We start from the raw sequence: 16,225 nt of genomic DNA, 5'->3' as shown, positions 1-16,225 counted from the left end.
GCCGCTCACGCCTTGCGAAAATCGGTGTTCTTGACGCTTTGCAGTACCTGCTTGTTAAGCAGGTGGAGTAAGAGCATGGAGCGCGCTTCGCCGTCCGGCTCTTTAAAGATTGCCTGCAACCCCTCAAGTGCGCCCTCGGTGATCACCACATCATCGCCTGGATAAGGCGTGTCAGGGTCGGTAATCCCTTCTGGCTGATAAAGCGAAAGTTGCTGAATGACGGATTGCGGAACGGTTGCCGGGTGCATGCCAAAGCGGACGAAATGGCTGACGCCGCGCGTGGCGTTGATCGTGGTGGTATGAATCACCTCAGGATCAAACTCCACAAACAAATAGTTCGGGAAAAGAGGTTCGTTCACTGTTGTGCGTTTGCCGCGCACCATTTTTTCCAGTGCAATCATAGGCGTCAGACAGCTGACCGCCTGGCGTTCTAAGTGTTCCTGGGCGCGCTGGAGCTGGCCACGTTTGCAGTAAAGTAGATACCAGGATCGCATAATGACTCTTTTCCGTAAGTTCGGGCGCAAGAATATCAAAACCGCAGCATGATGGCTAAGTTGATTATAACCTGCGCCTAAAGATGTCGTTGTAATTCACGCAGATTTAACAAAAATACAGCAACCGCCGGGCGAACACCGTATAATAAGCCCCTTACCTGGAGGCGATAATAGACCGCATGAAATACAACGACCTACGCGACTTCCTGACGCTGCTTGAGCAGCAGGGCGAGCTGAAACGCATCACTCTTCCGGTTGACCCTTATCTGGAAATGACGGAAATAGCCGATCGCACGTTGCGTGCGGGTGGCCCGGCGTTGTTATTTGAAAATCCCAAAGGCTACACCATGCCAGTGCTGTGCAACTTATTTGGCACGCCGCGCCGCGTCGCGCTGGGCATGGGGCAAGAGGATGTCAGTGCTTTGCGGGACGTGGGCAAACTGCTGGCGTTTCTCAAAGAGCCGGAGCCGCCAAAAGGTTTTCGCGATCTGTTCGATAAACTGCCGCAGTTTAAGCAAGTGCTGAATATGCCGACAAAACGTCTGCGCGGTGCCCCTTGCCAGCAAAAAGTAGTGCAGGGTGATGATGTTGATCTGCGCAACATCCCGATTATGCAGTGCTGGCCCGAAGACGCTGCGCCGCTGATCACCTGGGGGCTGACCGTGACGCGTGGCCCGCACAAAGAGCGGCAGAACCTGGGCATTTATCGCCAACAGTTGATCGGTAAAAACAAATTAATCATGCGCTGGCTTTCCCATCGCGGTGGTGCGCTCGATTTTCAGGAGTGGCAGGCAGCGCATCCTGGCGAGCGTTTCCCGGTTGCGGTGGCGCTGGGCGCCGATCCGGCAACCATTATTGGCGCGGTGACGCCGGTGCCGGATACGCTGTCTGAATATGCCTTCGCCGGGTTATTGCGCGGCACTAAAACCGAAGTGGTGAAGTGCGTATCAAGCGATCTGGAAGTTCCGGCCAGTGCAGAAATTGTGCTGGAAGGCTATATTGAGCCGGGTGAGATGGCGCCGGAAGGGCCGTATGGCGATCACACGGGTTATTACAATGAAGTTGATAATTTCCCGGTGCTTACGGTTACCCATATTACGCAGCGCGAAGATGCGATTTACCACTCCACTTATACTGGCCGCCCGCCAGATGAGCCGGCAGTGCTGGGCGTGGCGCTAAACGAAGTGTTCGTGCCGATCCTGCAAAAGCAGTTCCCGGAAATCGTTGATTTTTACCTGCCGCCGGAAGGGTGCTCTTATCGCCTGGCGGTAGTCACCATGAAGAAACAGTATCCCGGTCACGCCAAGCGCGTAATGATGGGCGTCTGGTCTTTCCTGCGTCAGTTTATGTACACCAAGTTTGTGATCGTGTGCGATGACGATGTGAACGCCCGCGACTGGAATGATGTTATTTGGGCGATTACCACCCGAATGGATCCTGCAAGGGATACGGTTTTGGTGGAAAACACGCCGATTGATTATCTGGATTTTGCCTCGCCGGTTTCCGGTCTGGGCTCCAAAATGGGACTGGATGCCACCAATAAATGGCCGGGTGAGACCCAGCGTGAATGGGGCCGCCCCATCAAGAAAGACCCGGAAGTTACGGCAAGAATCGACGCCATCTGGGATGAACTGGCCATACTGAACGACGAAAATAGACCCGACAGAGAGAGCGCATGACAACCTTAAGCTGTAAAGTGACCTCGGTAGAGGCCATCACTGATACCGTATATCGTGTCCGTTTAGTGCCGGAGGCGGCTTTTTCGTTCCGCGCGGGCCAGTATCTGATGGTGGTGATGGATGAGCGAGACAAGCGCCCGTTCTCTATGGCTTCTACGCCGGATCAGCATGATTTTATCGAACTGCATATTGGCGCGTCTGAGCTGAATCTCTACGCGATGGCGGTGATGGATCGCATTCTGAAAGACCGGGAAATCGTTATCGATATTCCGCACGGCGAGGCCTGGCTGCGTGACGATGAAGAACGTCCGATGGTGCTGATTGCCGGTGGTACCGGCTTCTCCTATGTCCGCTCTATTTTGCTGACCTCTCTGGCGCAAAACCCGAATCGTGACATCACCATTTACTGGGGGGGGCGCGAAGAGAAACATCTCTACGATTTAAGCGAGCTGGAAGCGTTGTCAGTGGATCATCCGAATCTGCGTGTTGTGCCTGTCGTTGAGCAGCCGGAAGCGGGCTGGCGCGGTCGCTCAGGCACAGTGCTGGCTGCGGTGTTGCAGGATTTCGGTTCGCTGGCCGAGCACGATATCTATATTGCTGGCCGCTTCGAGATGGCGAAAATTGCCCGCGATCTGTTCTGTAATGAGCGCGGTGCGCGTGAAGATCGCCTGTTTGGCGATGCCTTTGCGTTTATCTAAGCCTGTCTTCACCTCCGTCATTCTGGCAGCGTTGGCTGCCTTCGCTTTCCCCGATCACATAGTTCGCTATGCTGTCGGGGATTGATTTATTGCCGTCTTGCTCTGTCACCAACGGTTTTAACATCGCCTTTTCTTCATTATCTATGCTGTGGTCACCTGCCTGCCGGATAACAGAAATAAAAAACCCGCCCCTGACAGGCGGGAAGAACGGCAACTAAACCTTCTCTTTACCCTTGACGCCATTGCGGTGTTGGCTACTTTCGCTCACCCCGGTTACATACCACTATGCTGCCGGGTATTCACTCAGTTGCCGCCTTGCTCTGGCACCAATGGCGTTTGCCCTCATCGCCATCAGCACTGCTGGCTGTTTCGCTCACCCCGGCTGCGCGCCGGGGATCCGCTCTGTTGCTGCCTTGCTGTGGCGTTCATGGTATTGAGACCGCACTTTTCCTCTCTGAAGCGCTACACGCGTTCAAACACTGTAGCGATCCCCTGACCTAACCCGATGCACATGGTCGCCAGACCAAATTGCGCGTCTTTGCGTTCCATCAGGTTCAGCAGCGTGGTGCTGATACGTGTTCCGGAGCAGCCCAGCGGGTGACCAAGCGCAATCGCGCCGCCGTTGAGGTTGATCTTCTCGTCGATCTGCTCCATCAGCCCCAGATCTTTAATACACGGCAGGATCTGCGCGGCAAACGCTTCATTCATCTCAAACAGGTCGATATTGCTGGCGGTCAATCCGGCTTTTTTCAGCGCCAGTTGAGAGGCCGGAACCGGACCATAACCCATGATCGACGGATCACAGCCGACAACCGCCATCGAACGAATGCGCGCGCGCGGCTTCAGACCCAGCTCACGGGCGCGGCTCTCGCTCATCACCAGCATTGCCGATGCGCCGTCTGACAGCGCCGAAGAGGTGCCAGCGGTAACGGTGCCGCTTACCGGATCAAAGGCCGGGCGCAACGTTGACAGTGCTTCGACCGTGGTTTCCGGGCGGATCACTTCGTCATAGGTAAACTGTTTCAGTACGCCGTCCGCATCGTGGCCGCCGGTGGGGATTAACTCATTTTTAAACGCACCGGATTGCGTCGCGGCCCAGGCGCGAGCATGGGAGCGAGCGGCAAAGGCATCCTGCATTTCACGGCTGATGCCGTGCATGCGCGATAACATTTCAGCGGTCAGCCCCATCATTCCCGCCGCTTTTGCGACGTTACGGCTCATGCCCGGATGGAAATCCACGCCGTGACTCATCGGTACGTGGCCCATATGTTCTACGCCGCCGACCATACAGACCTGCGCATCGCCGGTCATGATCATGCGTGCGGCATCGTGCAACGCCTGCATTGAGGAACCGCACAGGCGGTTAACCGTTACGGCGGATACAGAATGTGGGATCTCAGCCAGCAGCGCGGCGTTACGGGCAATGTTAAAGCCCTGCTCCAGCGTCTGCTGCACACAACCCCAGTAAATGTCGTCGATAGCGCTTGCATCCAGCGCCGGGTTACGCGCCAGTAGGCTACGCATCAGATGAGCAGAAAGATCTTCCGCCCGCACATTGCGAAATGCGCCGCCTTTTGAACGGCCCATCGGGGTGCGAATCGCATCGACAATGACAACGTGTTCCATTGTGACTCCTTAAGCCGTTTTCAAATCGCCCACCGGGCGCGCAGGTTCAACCGCAGGATAGTAAGGTTCGTTGTGACGCGCTTTTTCACGCAATCCAGCTGGCACTTCATACAGCGGGCCAAGGTGCTGATAATGCTGCGCCATATCGAGGTATTTCGCGCTGCCGAGCGTATCCAGCCAGCGGAACGCACCACCGTGGAACGGAGGGAAGCCCAGGCCGTAAACCAGCGCCATATCTGCTTCTGCGGGGCTGGCGATAATGCCTTCTTCAAGGCAGCGCACCACTTCGTTGACCATTGGGATCATCATGCGGGCGATAATTTCATCATCGCTGAAGTCGGTTTTGCCTTTGCTGATTTCCGCCAGCATGCCGTCCACGGCGCTGTCTTCTTCTTTCTTCGGTTTGCCTTTGCTGTCTTCTTTATAGCGCCAGAAACCGAGGCCGTTTTTCTGCCCAAAGCGATTTGCATCAAACAGGGCGTCAATCGCATCGCGATAATCTTTCTGCATCCGCTGCGGGAATCCAGCCGCCATCACTGCCTGCGCGTGATGCGCGGTGTCAATGCCGACGACATCGAGCAGATAAGCCGGGCCCATCGGCCAGCCAAACTGTTTTTCCATCACTTTGTCGACTTTGCGGAAATCCGCGCCGTCGCGCAGTAACTGGCTAAAACCGGCGAAATAGGGGAACAGCACGCGGTTTACAAAGAAGCCGGGGCAGTCATTGACCACAATCGGCGTTTTGCCCATTTTGCTCGCCCAGGCCACCACTTTCGCGATGGTGTCGTCAGAGGTTTTCTCGCCGCGAATAACCTCAACCAGCGGCATACGGTGCACCGGGTTGAAGAAGTGCATGCCGCAGAAATTTTCCGGGCGCTTCAGCACGCTTGCCAGTTCGCTGATGGGAATGGTGGAGGTGTTGGAGGCCAAAACGGTATCCGGTCGAACCTTGTCTTCTGTTTCCGCCAGCACCGCTTTTTTCACTTTCGGGTTTTCTACCACCGCTTCAACCACCACATCGACACGCTCAAAACCAGCGTATTCCAGTGTTGGCTGAATAGTGGCAATCACGTTCGCCAGCTTCAGGCCATCGATCTTGCCGCGTTCAAGCTGCTTATTCAGCAACTTGCCCGCTTCATTAATGCCAAGCGCGAGGGATTTCTCATTGATATCTTTCATTAATACCGGCACGCCTTTCCAGGCCGACTGGTAAGCGATACCGCCGCCCATAATGCCAGCGCCCAGCACAGCCGCATGTTTTGGCGTTTCAATATCTTTGGTGAGTTTCTTCGCCTTGCCTTTCACATACTGATCATTGAGGAAAATGCCGACCAGCGCGCGGGCTTCATTGGTATGCGCGAGTGGAACAAAGCTCTGGTTTTCCAGCTTCAACGCTTCCTCGCGGCCCAATCTGGCGGCGGCTTCAATGGTTTTAACCGCAGTGATCGGTGCCGGGTAATGTTTTCCGGCGGTTTGCATCACCATGCCTTTGGCGATGGTAAAGCTCATGGCGGCTTCAATTTTACTCAGCTTCAAGGGCTCCAGCTTCGGCTGGCGTTTGGCTTTCCAGTCGAGATCGCCGTTAATCGCCTGACGCAGAATCGCCACCGCACCATCACGCAGTTTCTCCGGTTTGACGATGCCATCGACCAGGCCGATTTTCAGTGCTTGTTCCGCGCCAACATCTTTCCCGGCGGCGATGATCTCCAGTGCACTATCGGCGCCCAACAGACGCGGCATGCGCACCGAACCGCCAAAGCCTGGCATTATGCCGAGTTTGGTTTCCGGCAGGCCAATGCGCAGATCCGGTGTGGCTAAGCGGTAGTCTGTTGCCAGGACACATTCGCAGCCGCCACCGAGGGCATAGCCATTCACGGCGGAGATCGTCGGGACAGGCAGATCTTCCAGACGGTTAAAGACGCTGTTAGCAAAGTGCAGCCATTGGCTCAACTGTTCTTCCGGGACCAGGAACAGGGAGAGGAATTCGGTGATGTCGGCACCGACAATAAAGGCCGCTTTTTCCGAGCGCAGCAGCAGCCCTTTTAAATCTGATTGCTTTTCCAGCACGCCCAACGCTTCGCCAAGGCTGGCGACGGTAGCGGTATCAAGCTTGTTAACTGAGCCAGGCGCATCGAACACCAATTCGGCGATGCCATCTTCCAGCCAGTCGAGGTACAGGTTGTTGCCTTTGTAGAGCATGTCAGTCTCCTGAATCCAGCGGTGATCTGGTCGTACCAGATGAAGCGGAGTGTGGTTTTTATGTTAATAAAATGCAAATAACTCATTAAAAAAATGCAGCGCCGATCACGCTCGGTGGAAATCACTCAGTTGCGGGCAGGTGTGCTAAGATGCGAAAACTTGAGGTCACAAGAAACAGAAGGAAAAACGATGGACTCACTGGCTGAACTTTATAAAAATCATATTGTTACTTTGCAAGAACGCACGCGTGACGTGCTGGCGCGGTTTAAACTCGACGCGTTACTTATTCACTCCGGCGAGTTGTTTAACGTCTTTCTTGATGACCATCCTTATCCGTTTAAAGTGAACCCGCAATTTAAGGCCTGGGTACCGGTAACACAGGTGCCGAACTGCTGGCTGCTGGTGGATGGCGTGAATAAACCGAAGCTGTGGTTTTACTTGCCGGTTGACTACTGGCATAACGTGGAACCGTTGCCGACCAGTTTCTGGACCGAAGAAATTGACGTCATTGCATTGCCGAAAGCGGACGGCATTGGCAGCCAACTGCCAGCCGTGCGCGGCAACATCGCTTATATTGGACCGGTCGCGGAACGTGCGTTGAGCCTTGATATCGCGGCAAACAATATCAACCCGAAAGGGGTGATCGATTATCTGCACTATTACCGCGCGTATAAAACCGATTATGAACTGGCGTGTATGCGTGAAGCGCAGAAGACGGCGGTGATTGGTCATCGCGCAGCGCATGAAGCCTTCCAGTCAGGCATGAGCGAGTTCGACATCAACCTCGCCTATCTGACTGCCACCGGCCATCGCGATACAGACGTACCTTATGGCAACATTGTGGCGCTGAACGAACACGCCGCTGTCCTGCATTACACCAAACTCGACCACCGCGCACCGGCGGAAATGCGCAGTTTCTTGCTGGATGCTGGTGCGGAATACAACGGCTATGCCGCTGACCTGACGCGTACCTGGGCGGCGAACAGTGATACCGATTACGCGCAACTGGTGAAAGACGTCAACGATGAACAACTGGCGCTGATTGCCACCATGAAAGCGGGTGTCAATTACGTGGAGTACCATGTGCAGTTCCATCAGCGTATCGCGAAGTTGCTGCGTCGCCACCAAATCATTACGGATATCAGCGAAGAAGCCATGGTTGAGGAGGATATTACCGGGCCATTTATGCCGCACGGTATTGGTCACCCGCTTGGCTTGCAGGTGCATGATGTCGCCGGTTTTATGCAAGATGACAGCGGTACGCATCTGGCTGCGCCATCGAAATACCCGTATCTGCGTTGCACACGCGTGATGGAACCGCGCATGGTGCTGACCATCGAGCCGGGAATCTACTTTATTGAGTCGCTGTTGGCGCCGTGGCGTGATGGCCCGCTCAGCAAGCACTTCAACTGGCAGAAGATTGATGCGCTGAAACCGTTTGGCGGCATTCGTATTGAAGATAACGTGGTTATCCACGAAAACAGCATTGAAAATATGACGCGGGACCAGAAGCTGGCGTAATGGAGAGCTGGCTGATCCCGGCGGCACCGGTCACCTTCAGTGAGGAGATCAAAAAGAGCCGCTTTATTACGCTGCTGGCGCATACGGATGGTGTTGACGCGGCAAAAGCGTTTGTCGACGCCGTTCGGGCGGAACACCCGGACGCGCGTCACCACTGTGTAGCGTGGGTCGCTGGCGCGCCGGATGATTCGCAGCAGTTAGGCTTTTCTGACGATGGCGAACCGGCGGGCACGGCAGGTAAACCGATACTCTCGCAGTTAATGGGCAGCGGTATCGGCGAAATTACCGCCGTCGTGGTGCGATATTATGGCGGTGTGCTGCTGGGAACCGGTGGGCTGGTGAAAGCTTACGGTGGCGGTGTGCAACAGGCGTTAAGCCTGTTAACCACTGTCCGCAAAACGCCATTAACCGAATATACTTTGTGGTGCGATTACGCACAGCTCGCCGGAGTTGAAACGCTGCTTGGGCAATTTGAGGGGAAAATTGTCGCAAGCGAGTATCAGGCTTCCGTGCATCTGCGAGTGGCGCTTCCTCACAGCAGACTGGACGCATTTTCAGCAAGGCTTGCTGATTTTAGTCGTGGCGCATTGCAATTGTTAAAAACTGAAGAATAATCCCCACCTGATTTTCTGAACACCTAAGGAAGCGGCAGAGATGCAATTTCGCGCCATAACCCGAATCGTTGGACTGCTGGTTATCCTCTTTTCCGGAACGATGATCTTACCCGGACTGGTAGCCCTTATTTACCGCGATGGTGCGGGTCGTGCATTTACCCAGACCTTTTTCGCTGCGTTGGTAATTGGCTCCATGCTGTGGTGGCCGAACCGTCGGGAGAAAAAGGAACTGAAATCCCGCGAAGGTTTTTTGATCGTCGTGCTGTTCTGGACCGTGCTGGGGAGTGTGGGCGCGCTGCCGTTTATTTTCTCGGAAAGCCCGAACCTGACGGTGACCGACGCTTTTTTTGAATCCTTCTCTGGCCTGACGACAACCGGGGCGACCACGCTGGTAGGGTTGGATTCGTTGCCGCATGCCATCCTCTTCTACCGCCAGATGCTGCAATGGTTTGGCGGGATGGGGATCATTGTCCTGGCGGTCGCGATACTGCCGATTCTGGGCGTGGGGGGGATGCAGCTTTACCGCGCGGAAATGCCCGGGCCGCTGAAAGATAACAAAATGCGTCCGCGTATTGCCGAAACGGCGAAAACGCTGTGGCTTATTTATGTGTTGTTGACCGTAGCGTGCGCGCTGGCGCTGTGGTTTGCCGGAATGCCCGCTTTTGATGCCATCGGCCACAGCTTCGCGACCATCGCCATCGGCGGCTTTTCGACACACGATGCCAGTGTGGGTTACTTCAATAGCCCAACTATCAACACCATCATTGCTATCTTCTTATTGATCTCTGGCTGTAACTACGGCCTGCACTTCTCTTTACTGAGCGGGCGCAGCCTGAAAGTTTACTGGCGCGATCCTGAATTCAGAATGTTTATTGGCGTGCAACTGACGCTGGTGGTGATCTGCACTGTGGTGCTGTGGTTCCACGATGTTTACAGCTCTGCGGTGACGACGGTGAACCAGGCCTTCTTCCAGGTGGTGTCGATGGCAACCACTGCCGGGTTTACTACCGACAGTATTGCGCGTTGGCCGCTGTTCTTGCCGGTGCTGCTATTGTGTTCGGCGTTTATTGGTGGCTGTGCGGGTTCTACCGGTGGTGGTTTGAAAGTGATCCGCATATTGCTGCTGTTCAAACAGGGTAACCGCGAGCTGAAACGTCTGGTGCACCCGAATGCGGTTTACAGCATCAAGCTTGGGAATCGCGCCTTGCCGGAACGTATTCTTGAAGCGGTATGGGGGTTTTTTTCTGCCTATGCGCTGGTGTTTATTATCAGCATGCTGGCGATTATCGCTACGGGTGTTGATGACTTTTCTGCCTTTGCTTCGGTTGTCGCCACGCTGAATAACCTGGGGCCGGGGCTGGGCGTAGTTGCTGATAACTTCGCGAGTATGAACCCGGTGGCGAAGTGGATCCTCATCGCGAATATGCTGTTTGGTCGCCTTGAAGTCTTCACATTATTGGTACTGTTTACCCCAACTTTCTGGCGTGAATAAGGGAGCGTGACGTGAAAACATTGATTCTATTTTCGACCCGGGATGGGCAAACGCGGGAAATCGCCTCTTACCTGGCGTCCGAGCTGAAAGAGCTCGGCATTTATGCGGATGTGGTGAACCTGAACCGTACGCCAGAGATTGAATGGGATAACTATGAACGCGTGGTAATTGGCGCGTCTATCCGTTACGGCCATTTCCACCCGGCGCTGGCGAGCTTCGTGAAAAAACATCTGCAGCAGCTGAATGCCTTACCGAGCGCGTTCTACTCCGTTAACCTTGTTGCGCGGAAGCCTGAGAAAAGTTCTCCGCAAACCAATAGCTATACACGTAAATTTTTACTCTCTTCACCGTGGCAGCCAGATCAGTGTGCGGTGTTTGCCGGTGCGCTGCGTTATCCACATTATCGCTGGTATGACCGCTTGATGATTCAACTGATTATGAAGATGACCGGCGGCGAAACGAATCCCACTAAGGAAGTTGTCTATACCGACTGGCAGCATGTAGCGAGTTTTGCCCGCGAAATCGCTCAATTAAAGTGCAAATCGACCGATTAGCGGCCGTTGCGACTGAAAATTAAGCGAACGAAAACTTTTTTTAAATTTATACTTGTCAGCGGGAATTAACTCCCTATAATGCGCCTCCACTGACACGGCACAACGGCAAACACACCGGCCTGTCAGGTGAAGAATTCTGAAAATAAACAGTTGACTTCATGGCGGGAAAGCGTAGTATACGCAACCCGCGCCGCAGCAAAAAGCGAGGCGGCACTGCTCTTTAACAATTTATCAGACAATCTGTGTGGGCACTCAGGGTGACTGGATTCTTGACGTCCTCGGACGAAAAATGAATACCAAGTCTCAGTGAGTGAACACGTAATTCATTACGAAGTTCTTTTCTTTAGAAATAAAGAAACATTGAGCATCAAACTTTTAAATTGAAGAGTTTGATCATGGCTCAGATTGAACGCTGGCGGCAGGCCTAACACATGCAAGTCGAACGGTAGCACAGAGAGCTTGCTCTCGGGTGACGAGTGGCGGACGGGTGAGTAATGTCTGGGAAACTGCCTGATGGAGGGGGATAACTACTGGAAACGGTAGCTAATACCGCATAACGTCGCAAGACCAAAGAGGGGGACCTTCGGGCCTCTTGCCATCAGATGTGCCCAGATGGGATTAGCTAGTAGGTGGGGTAACGGCTCACCTAGGCGACGATCCCTAGCTGGTCTGAGAGGATGACCAGCCACACTGGAACTGAGACACGGTCCAGACTCCTACGGGAGGCAGCAGTGGGGAATATTGCACAATGGGCGCAAGCCTGATGCAGCCATGCCGCGTGTATGAAGAAGGCCTTCGGGTTGTAAAGTACTTTCAGCGGGGAGGAAGGGAGTAAGGTTAATAACCTTATTCATTGACGTTACCCGCAGAAGAAGCACCGGCTAACTCCGTGCCAGCAGCCGCGGTAATACGGAGGGTGCAAGCGTTAATCGGAATTACTGGGCGTAAAGCGCACGCAGGCGGTCTGTCAAGTCGGATGTGAAATCCCCGGGCTCAACCTGGGAACTGCATCCGAAACTGGCAGGCTTGAGTCTCGTAGAGGGAGGTAGAATTCCAGGTGTAGCGGTGAAATGCGTAGAGATCTGGAGGAATACCGGTGGCGAAGGCGGCCTCCTGGACGAAGACTGACGCTCAGGTGCGAAAGCGTGGGGAGCAAACAGGATTAGATACCCTGGTAGTCCACGCCGTAAACGATGTCTATTTGGAGGTTGTGCCCTTGAGGCGTGGCTTCCGGAGCTAACGCGTTAAATAGACCGCCTGGGGAGTACGGCCGCAAGGTTAAAACTCAAATGAATTGACGGGGGCCCGCACAAGCGGTGGAGCATGTGGTTTAATTCGATGCAACGCGAAGAACCTTACCTGGTCTTGACATCCACAGAACTTAGCAGAGATGCTTTGGTGCCTTCGGGAACTGTGAGACAGGTGCTGCATGGCTGTCGTCAGCTCGTGTTGTGAAATGTTGGGTTAAGTCCCGCAACGAGCGCAACCCTTATCCTTTGTTGCCAGCGGTTAGGCCGGGAACTCAAAGGAGACTGCCAGTGATAAACTGGAGGAAGGTGGGGATGACGTCAAGTCATCATGGCCCTTACGACCAGGGCTACACACGTGCTACAATGGCGCATACAAAGAGAAGCGACCTCGCGAGAGCAAGCGGACCTCATAAAGTGCGTCGTAGTCCGGATTGGAGTCTGCAACTCGACTCCATGAAGTCGGAATCGCTAGTAATCGTGGATCAGAATGCCACGGTGAATACGTTCCCGGGCCTTGTACACACCGCCCGTCACACCATGGGAGTGGGTTGCAAAAGAAGTAGGTAGCTTAACCTTCGGGAGGGCGCTTACCACTTTGTGATTCATGACTGGGGTGAAGTCGTAACAAGGTAACCGTAGGGGAACCTGCGGTTGGATCACCTCCTTACCTTAAAGAACCTGCCTCTGCAGTGTCCACACAGATTGTCTGATGAAATAACGAGCAGTAAAAAATCTCTGCAGGCTTGTAGCTCAGGTGGTTAGAGCGCACCCCTGATAAGGGTGAGGTCGGTGGTTCAAGTCCACTCAGGCCTACCAAATTCATGCTGATACTGCGTTGTGGCAACGCTCACATACAGATGTATGCTTCGCGTCACCCCGCCTTGTCTCAGAATGAATTACGGGTATACGGGATTTAACTACGATGGGGCTATAGCTCAGCTGGGAGAGCGCCTGCTTTGCACGCAGGAGGTCTGCGGTTCGATCCCGCATAGCTCCACCATCTTTACTGTTCGGCACAAGAAAACTTCAGAGTACACATTCTGTGTGTGCTGCGAAGTTTTGCTCTTTAAAAATCTGGATCAAGCTGAAAATTGAAACACTGAACAGTGTGAACTGTTCTGTGAGTCTCTCAAATTTTTACAGCGCGATGATGAATCGAAAGAAACATCTTCGGGTTGTGAGGTTAAGCGACTAAGCGTACACGGTGGATGCCCTGGCAGTCAGAGGCGATGAAGGACGTGCTAATCTGCGAAAAGCGCCGGTAAGGTGATATGAACCGTTATAGCCGGCGATGTCCGAATGGGGAAACCCAGTGTGACTCGTCACACTATCATTAACTGAATCCATAGGTTAATGAGGCGAACCGGGGGAACTGAAACATCTAAGTACCCCGAGGAAAAGAAATCAACCGAGATTCCCCCAGTAGCGGCGAGCGAACGGGGAGGAGCCCAGAGTCTGAATCAGCTTGTGTGTTAGTGGAAGCGTCTGGAAAGTCGCGCGATACAGGGTGACAGCCCCGTACACAAAAGCACACAGGCTGTGAGCTCGATGAGTAGGGCGGGACACGTGGTATCCTGTCTGAATATGGGGGGACCATCCTCCAAGGCTAAATACTCCTGACTGACCGATAGTGAACCAGTACCGTGAGGGAAAGGCGAAAAGAACCCCGGCGAGGGGAGTGAAAAAGAACCTGAAACCGTGTACGTACAAGCAGTGGGAGCCTCTTGATGGGGTGACTGCGTACCTTTTGTATAATGGGTCAGCGACTTATATTCTGTAGCAAGGTTAACCGAATAGGGGAGCCGAAGGGAAACCGAGTCTTAACTGGGCGTTAAGTTGCAGGGTATAGACCCGAAACCCGGTGATCTAGCCATGGGCAGGTTGAAGGTTGGGTAACACTAACTGGAGGACCGAACCGACTAATGTTGAAAAATTAGCGGATGACCTGTGGCTGGGGGTGAAAGGCCAATCAAACCGGGAGATAGCTGGTTCTCCCCGAAAGCTATTTAGGTAGCGCCTCGTGAATTCATCTCCGGGGGTAGAGCACTGTTTCGGCTAGGGGGCCATCCCGGCTTACCAACCCGATGCAAACTACGAATACCGGAGAATGTTATCACGGGAGACACACGGCGGGTGCTAACGTCCGTCGTGAAGAGGGAAACAACCCAGACCGCCAGCTAAGGTCCCAAAGTCATGGTTAAGTGGGAAACGATGTGGGAAGGCCCAGACAGCCAGGATGTTGGCTTAGAAGCAGCCATCATTTAAAGAAAGCGTAATAGCTCACTGGTCGAGTCGGCCTGCGCGGAAGATGTAACGGGGCTAAACCATGCACCGAAGCTGCGGCAGCGACACTATTGTGTTGTTGGGTAGGGGAGCGTTCTGTAAGCCTGCGAAGGTGGCCTGTGAGGGTTGCTGGAGGTATCAGAAGTGCGAATGCTGACATAAGTAACGATAAAGCGGGTGAAAAGCCCGCTCGCCGGAAGACCAAGGGTTCCTGTCCAACGTTAATCGGGGCAGGGTGAGTCGACCCCTAAGGCGAGGCCGAAAGGCGTAGTCGATGGGAAACAGGTTAATATTCCTGTACTTGGTGTTACTGCGAAGGGGGGACGGAGAAGGCTATGTTAGCCGGGCGACGGTTGTCCCGGTTTAAGCGTGAAGGTGTGTGCTCCAGGCAAATCCGGAGTGCTTTAACACTGAGGCGTGATGACGAGGCACCACGGTGCTGAAGTAACAAATGCCCTGCTTCCAGGAAAAGCCTCTAAGCTCCAGGTAACACGAAATCGTACCCCAAACCGACACAGGTGGTCAGGTAGAGAATACCAAGGCGCTTGAGAGAACTCGGGTGAAGGAACTAGGCAAAATGGTGCCGTAACTTCGGGAGAAGGCACGCTGATATGTAGGTGAAGCGACTTGCTCGTGGAGCTGAAATCAGTCGAAGATACCAGCTGGCTGCAACTGTTTATTAAAAACACAGCACTGTGCAAACACGAAAGTGGACGTATACGGTGTGACGCCTGCCCGGTGCCGGAAGGTTAATTGATGGGGTCATCCGTAAGGAGAAGCTCTTGATCGAAGCCCCGGTAAACGGCGGCCGTAACTATAACGGTCCTAAGGTAGCGAAATTCCTTGTCGGGTAAGTTCCGACCTGCACGAATGGCGTAATGATGGCCAGGCTGTCTCCACCCGAGACTCAGTGAAATTGAACTCGCTGTGAAGATGCAGTGTACCCGCGGCAAGACGGAAAGACCCCGTGAACCTTTACTATAGCTTGACACTGAACACTGGTCCTTGATGTGTAGGATAGGTGGGAGGCTTTGAAGCGTGGACGCCAGTCTGCGTGGAGCCATCCTTGAAATACCACCCTTTAATGGCTGGTGTTCTAACGTGGACCCGTAATCCGGGTTGCGGACAGTGTCTGGTGGGTAGTTTGACTGGGGCGGTCTCCTCCTAAAGCGTAACGGAGGAGCACGAAGGTCAGCTAATCCTGGTCGGACATCAGGAGGTTAGTGCAATGGCATAAGCTGGCTTGACTGCGAGCGTGACGGCGCGAGCAGGTGCGAAAGCAGGTCATAGTGATCCGGTGGTTCTGAATGGAAGGGCCATCGCTCAACGGATAAAAGGTACTCCGGGGATAACAGGCTGATACCGCCCAAGAGTTCATATCGACGGCGGTGTTTGGCACCTCGATGTCGGCTCATCACATCCTGGGGCTGAAGTAGGTCCCAAGGGTATGGCTGTTCGCCATTTAAAGTGGTACGCGAGCTGGGTTTAGAACGTCGTGAGACAGTTCGGTCCCTATCTGCCGTGGGCGCTGGAGAATTGAGGGGGGCTGCTCCTAGTACGAGAGGACCGGAGTGGACGCATCACTGGTGTTCGGGTTGTCATGCCAATGGCACTGCCCGGTAGCTAAATGCGGAAGAGATAAGTGCTGAAAGCATCTAAGCACGAAACTTGCCCCGAGATGAGTTCTCCCTGAGACTTTAAGTCTCCTGAAGGAACGTTGAAGACGACGACGTTGATAGGCCGGGTGTGTAAGCGCAGCGATGCGTTGAGCTAACCGGTACTAATGAACCGTGAGGCTTAACCTTACAACGCCGA

Annotated in this window: 10 protein-coding genes, 2 tRNA genes and 2 rRNA genes; 10 read left to right on the top strand and 4 right to left on the bottom strand. The window is 54.0% G+C overall.

Features of this window, described 5'->3' with window-relative positions; genetic code table 11:
* Positions 1 to 5: 5 nt before the first annotated feature.
* Positions 6 to 494 carry a transcription/translation regulatory transformer protein RfaH gene (rfaH, locus tag C813_RS44975; protein WP_017459761.1) on the bottom strand — a complete coding sequence of 163 codons (489 nt, stop codon included), beginning with the start codon at positions 492 to 494 and terminating at the stop codon, positions 6 to 8.
* A gap of 170 nt (positions 495 to 664) precedes the next feature.
* Between rfaH and ubiD the strand changes: the two genes are divergently transcribed.
* Together ubiD and fre are read left to right on the top strand one after the other, a co-directional pair.
* A complete protein-coding gene (gene ubiD, locus C813_RS44970) occupies positions 665 to 2,173 on the top strand; it encodes a 4-hydroxy-3-polyprenylbenzoate decarboxylase (RefSeq protein ID WP_167579026.1) in 1,509 nt (502 codons plus the stop codon).
* The gene (gene fre / locus C813_RS44965) at positions 2,170 to 2,871 is read left to right on the top strand and encodes an NAD(P)H-flavin reductase (RefSeq protein ID WP_017459763.1); all 702 of its coding nucleotides are present in this window, start codon (positions 2,170 to 2,172) and stop codon (positions 2,869 to 2,871) included. The genes ubiD and fre overlap by 4 nt, the downstream gene beginning before the upstream one ends.
* Here the strand turns inward: fre and C813_RS44960 are convergent.
* From C813_RS44960 to fadB, 3 genes are all read right to left on the bottom strand, one after another.
* Positions 2,864 to 3,085 (bottom strand): hypothetical protein, encoded by a 222-nt coding sequence (locus tag C813_RS44960; RefSeq protein WP_017459764.1) that lies wholly within the window; start codon positions 3,083 to 3,085, stop codon positions 2,864 to 2,866. The genes fre and C813_RS44960 overlap by 8 nt on opposite strands.
* A gap of 248 nt (positions 3,086 to 3,333) precedes the next feature.
* Positions 3,334 to 4,497 carry an acetyl-CoA C-acyltransferase FadA gene (fadA, locus tag C813_RS44955; protein WP_017459765.1) on the bottom strand — a complete coding sequence of 388 codons (1,164 nt, stop codon included), beginning with the start codon at positions 4,495 to 4,497 and terminating at the stop codon, positions 3,334 to 3,336.
* 9 nt (positions 4,498 to 4,506) lie between these two features.
* Entirely contained in the window at positions 4,507 to 6,696 is a 2,190-nt protein-coding gene (gene fadB, locus C813_RS44950) for a fatty acid oxidation complex subunit alpha FadB (RefSeq protein ID WP_017459766.1), read from the bottom strand.
* A gap of 189 nt (positions 6,697 to 6,885) precedes the next feature.
* On the opposite strand from fadB, the gene pepQ reads away from it, so the two are divergent.
* The 8 genes from pepQ to C813_RS44910 all read left to right on the top strand — a co-directional run bounded on the left by pepQ (position 6,886) and on the right by C813_RS44910 (position 16,215).
* Entirely contained in the window at positions 6,886 to 8,217 is a 1,332-nt protein-coding gene (gene pepQ / locus C813_RS44945; protein WP_017459767.1) for a Xaa-Pro dipeptidase, read from the top strand.
* The gene (locus tag C813_RS44940; protein WP_017459768.1) at positions 8,217 to 8,831 is read left to right on the top strand and encodes an IMPACT family protein; all 615 of its coding nucleotides are present in this window, start codon (positions 8,217 to 8,219) and stop codon (positions 8,829 to 8,831) included. Before pepQ ends, C813_RS44940 begins: the two co-directional genes overlap by 1 nt.
* Positions 8,832 to 8,871: 40 nt before the next feature.
* Entirely contained in the window at positions 8,872 to 10,323 is a 1,452-nt protein-coding gene (gene trkH / locus C813_RS44935) for a Trk system potassium transporter TrkH (RefSeq protein ID WP_017459769.1), read from the top strand.
* 11 nt (positions 10,324 to 10,334) lie between these two features.
* On the top strand, positions 10,335 to 10,877 hold the full coding sequence (hemG, locus tag C813_RS44930; protein WP_017459770.1) for a menaquinone-dependent protoporphyrinogen IX dehydrogenase: 543 nt from the start codon (positions 10,335 to 10,337) through the stop codon (positions 10,875 to 10,877).
* Between the two features lie 377 nt (positions 10,878 to 11,254).
* Positions 11,255 to 12,794 (top strand): 16S ribosomal RNA (locus tag C813_RS44925).
* A 72-nt stretch (positions 12,795 to 12,866) separates the two neighbouring features.
* Positions 12,867 to 12,943 (top strand) — tRNA-Ile (locus C813_RS44920).
* Positions 12,944 to 13,051: 108 nt separating this feature from the next.
* A tRNA-Ala gene (locus C813_RS44915) sits at positions 13,052 to 13,127 on the top strand.
* Between the two features lie 181 nt (positions 13,128 to 13,308).
* Positions 13,309 to 16,215, top strand: a 23S ribosomal RNA gene (locus C813_RS44910).
* The 16S and 23S rRNA genes sit together here with 2 tRNA genes alongside, the layout of an rRNA operon.
* The last annotated feature ends 10 nt before the right edge of the window (positions 16,216 to 16,225 follow it).

This window comes from Kosakonia sacchari SP1 (genome assembly GCF_000300455.3).
GTDB lineage: Bacteria > Pseudomonadota > Gammaproteobacteria > Enterobacterales > Enterobacteriaceae > Kosakonia > Kosakonia sacchari.
Note: the sequence above shows the minus strand (reverse complement) of the source record. Positions and strands in the feature narration are given on the sequence as shown.

Excerpts from the sequence above, each read along its gene's own strand:
- rfaH (WP_017459761.1), bottom strand. The coding sequence starts at position 494 with ATGCGATCCTGGTATCTACTTTACTGCAAACGTGGCCAGCTCCAGCGC.
- fre (WP_017459763.1), top strand. The coding sequence starts at position 2,170 with ATGACAACCTTAAGCTGTAAAGTGACCTCGGTAGAGGCCATCACTGAT.
- C813_RS44940 (WP_017459768.1), top strand. The coding sequence starts at position 8,217 with ATGGAGAGCTGGCTGATCCCGGCGGCACCGGTCACCTTCAGTGAGGAG.
- pepQ (WP_017459767.1), top strand. The coding sequence starts at position 6,886 with ATGGACTCACTGGCTGAACTTTATAAAAATCATATTGTTACTTTGCAA.
- fadA (WP_017459765.1), bottom strand. The coding sequence starts at position 4,497 with ATGGAACACGTTGTCATTGTCGATGCGATTCGCACCCCGATGGGCCGT.
- fadB (WP_017459766.1), bottom strand. The coding sequence starts at position 6,696 with ATGCTCTACAAAGGCAACAACCTGTACCTCGACTGGCTGGAAGATGGC.
- trkH (WP_017459769.1), top strand. The coding sequence starts at position 8,872 with ATGCAATTTCGCGCCATAACCCGAATCGTTGGACTGCTGGTTATCCTC.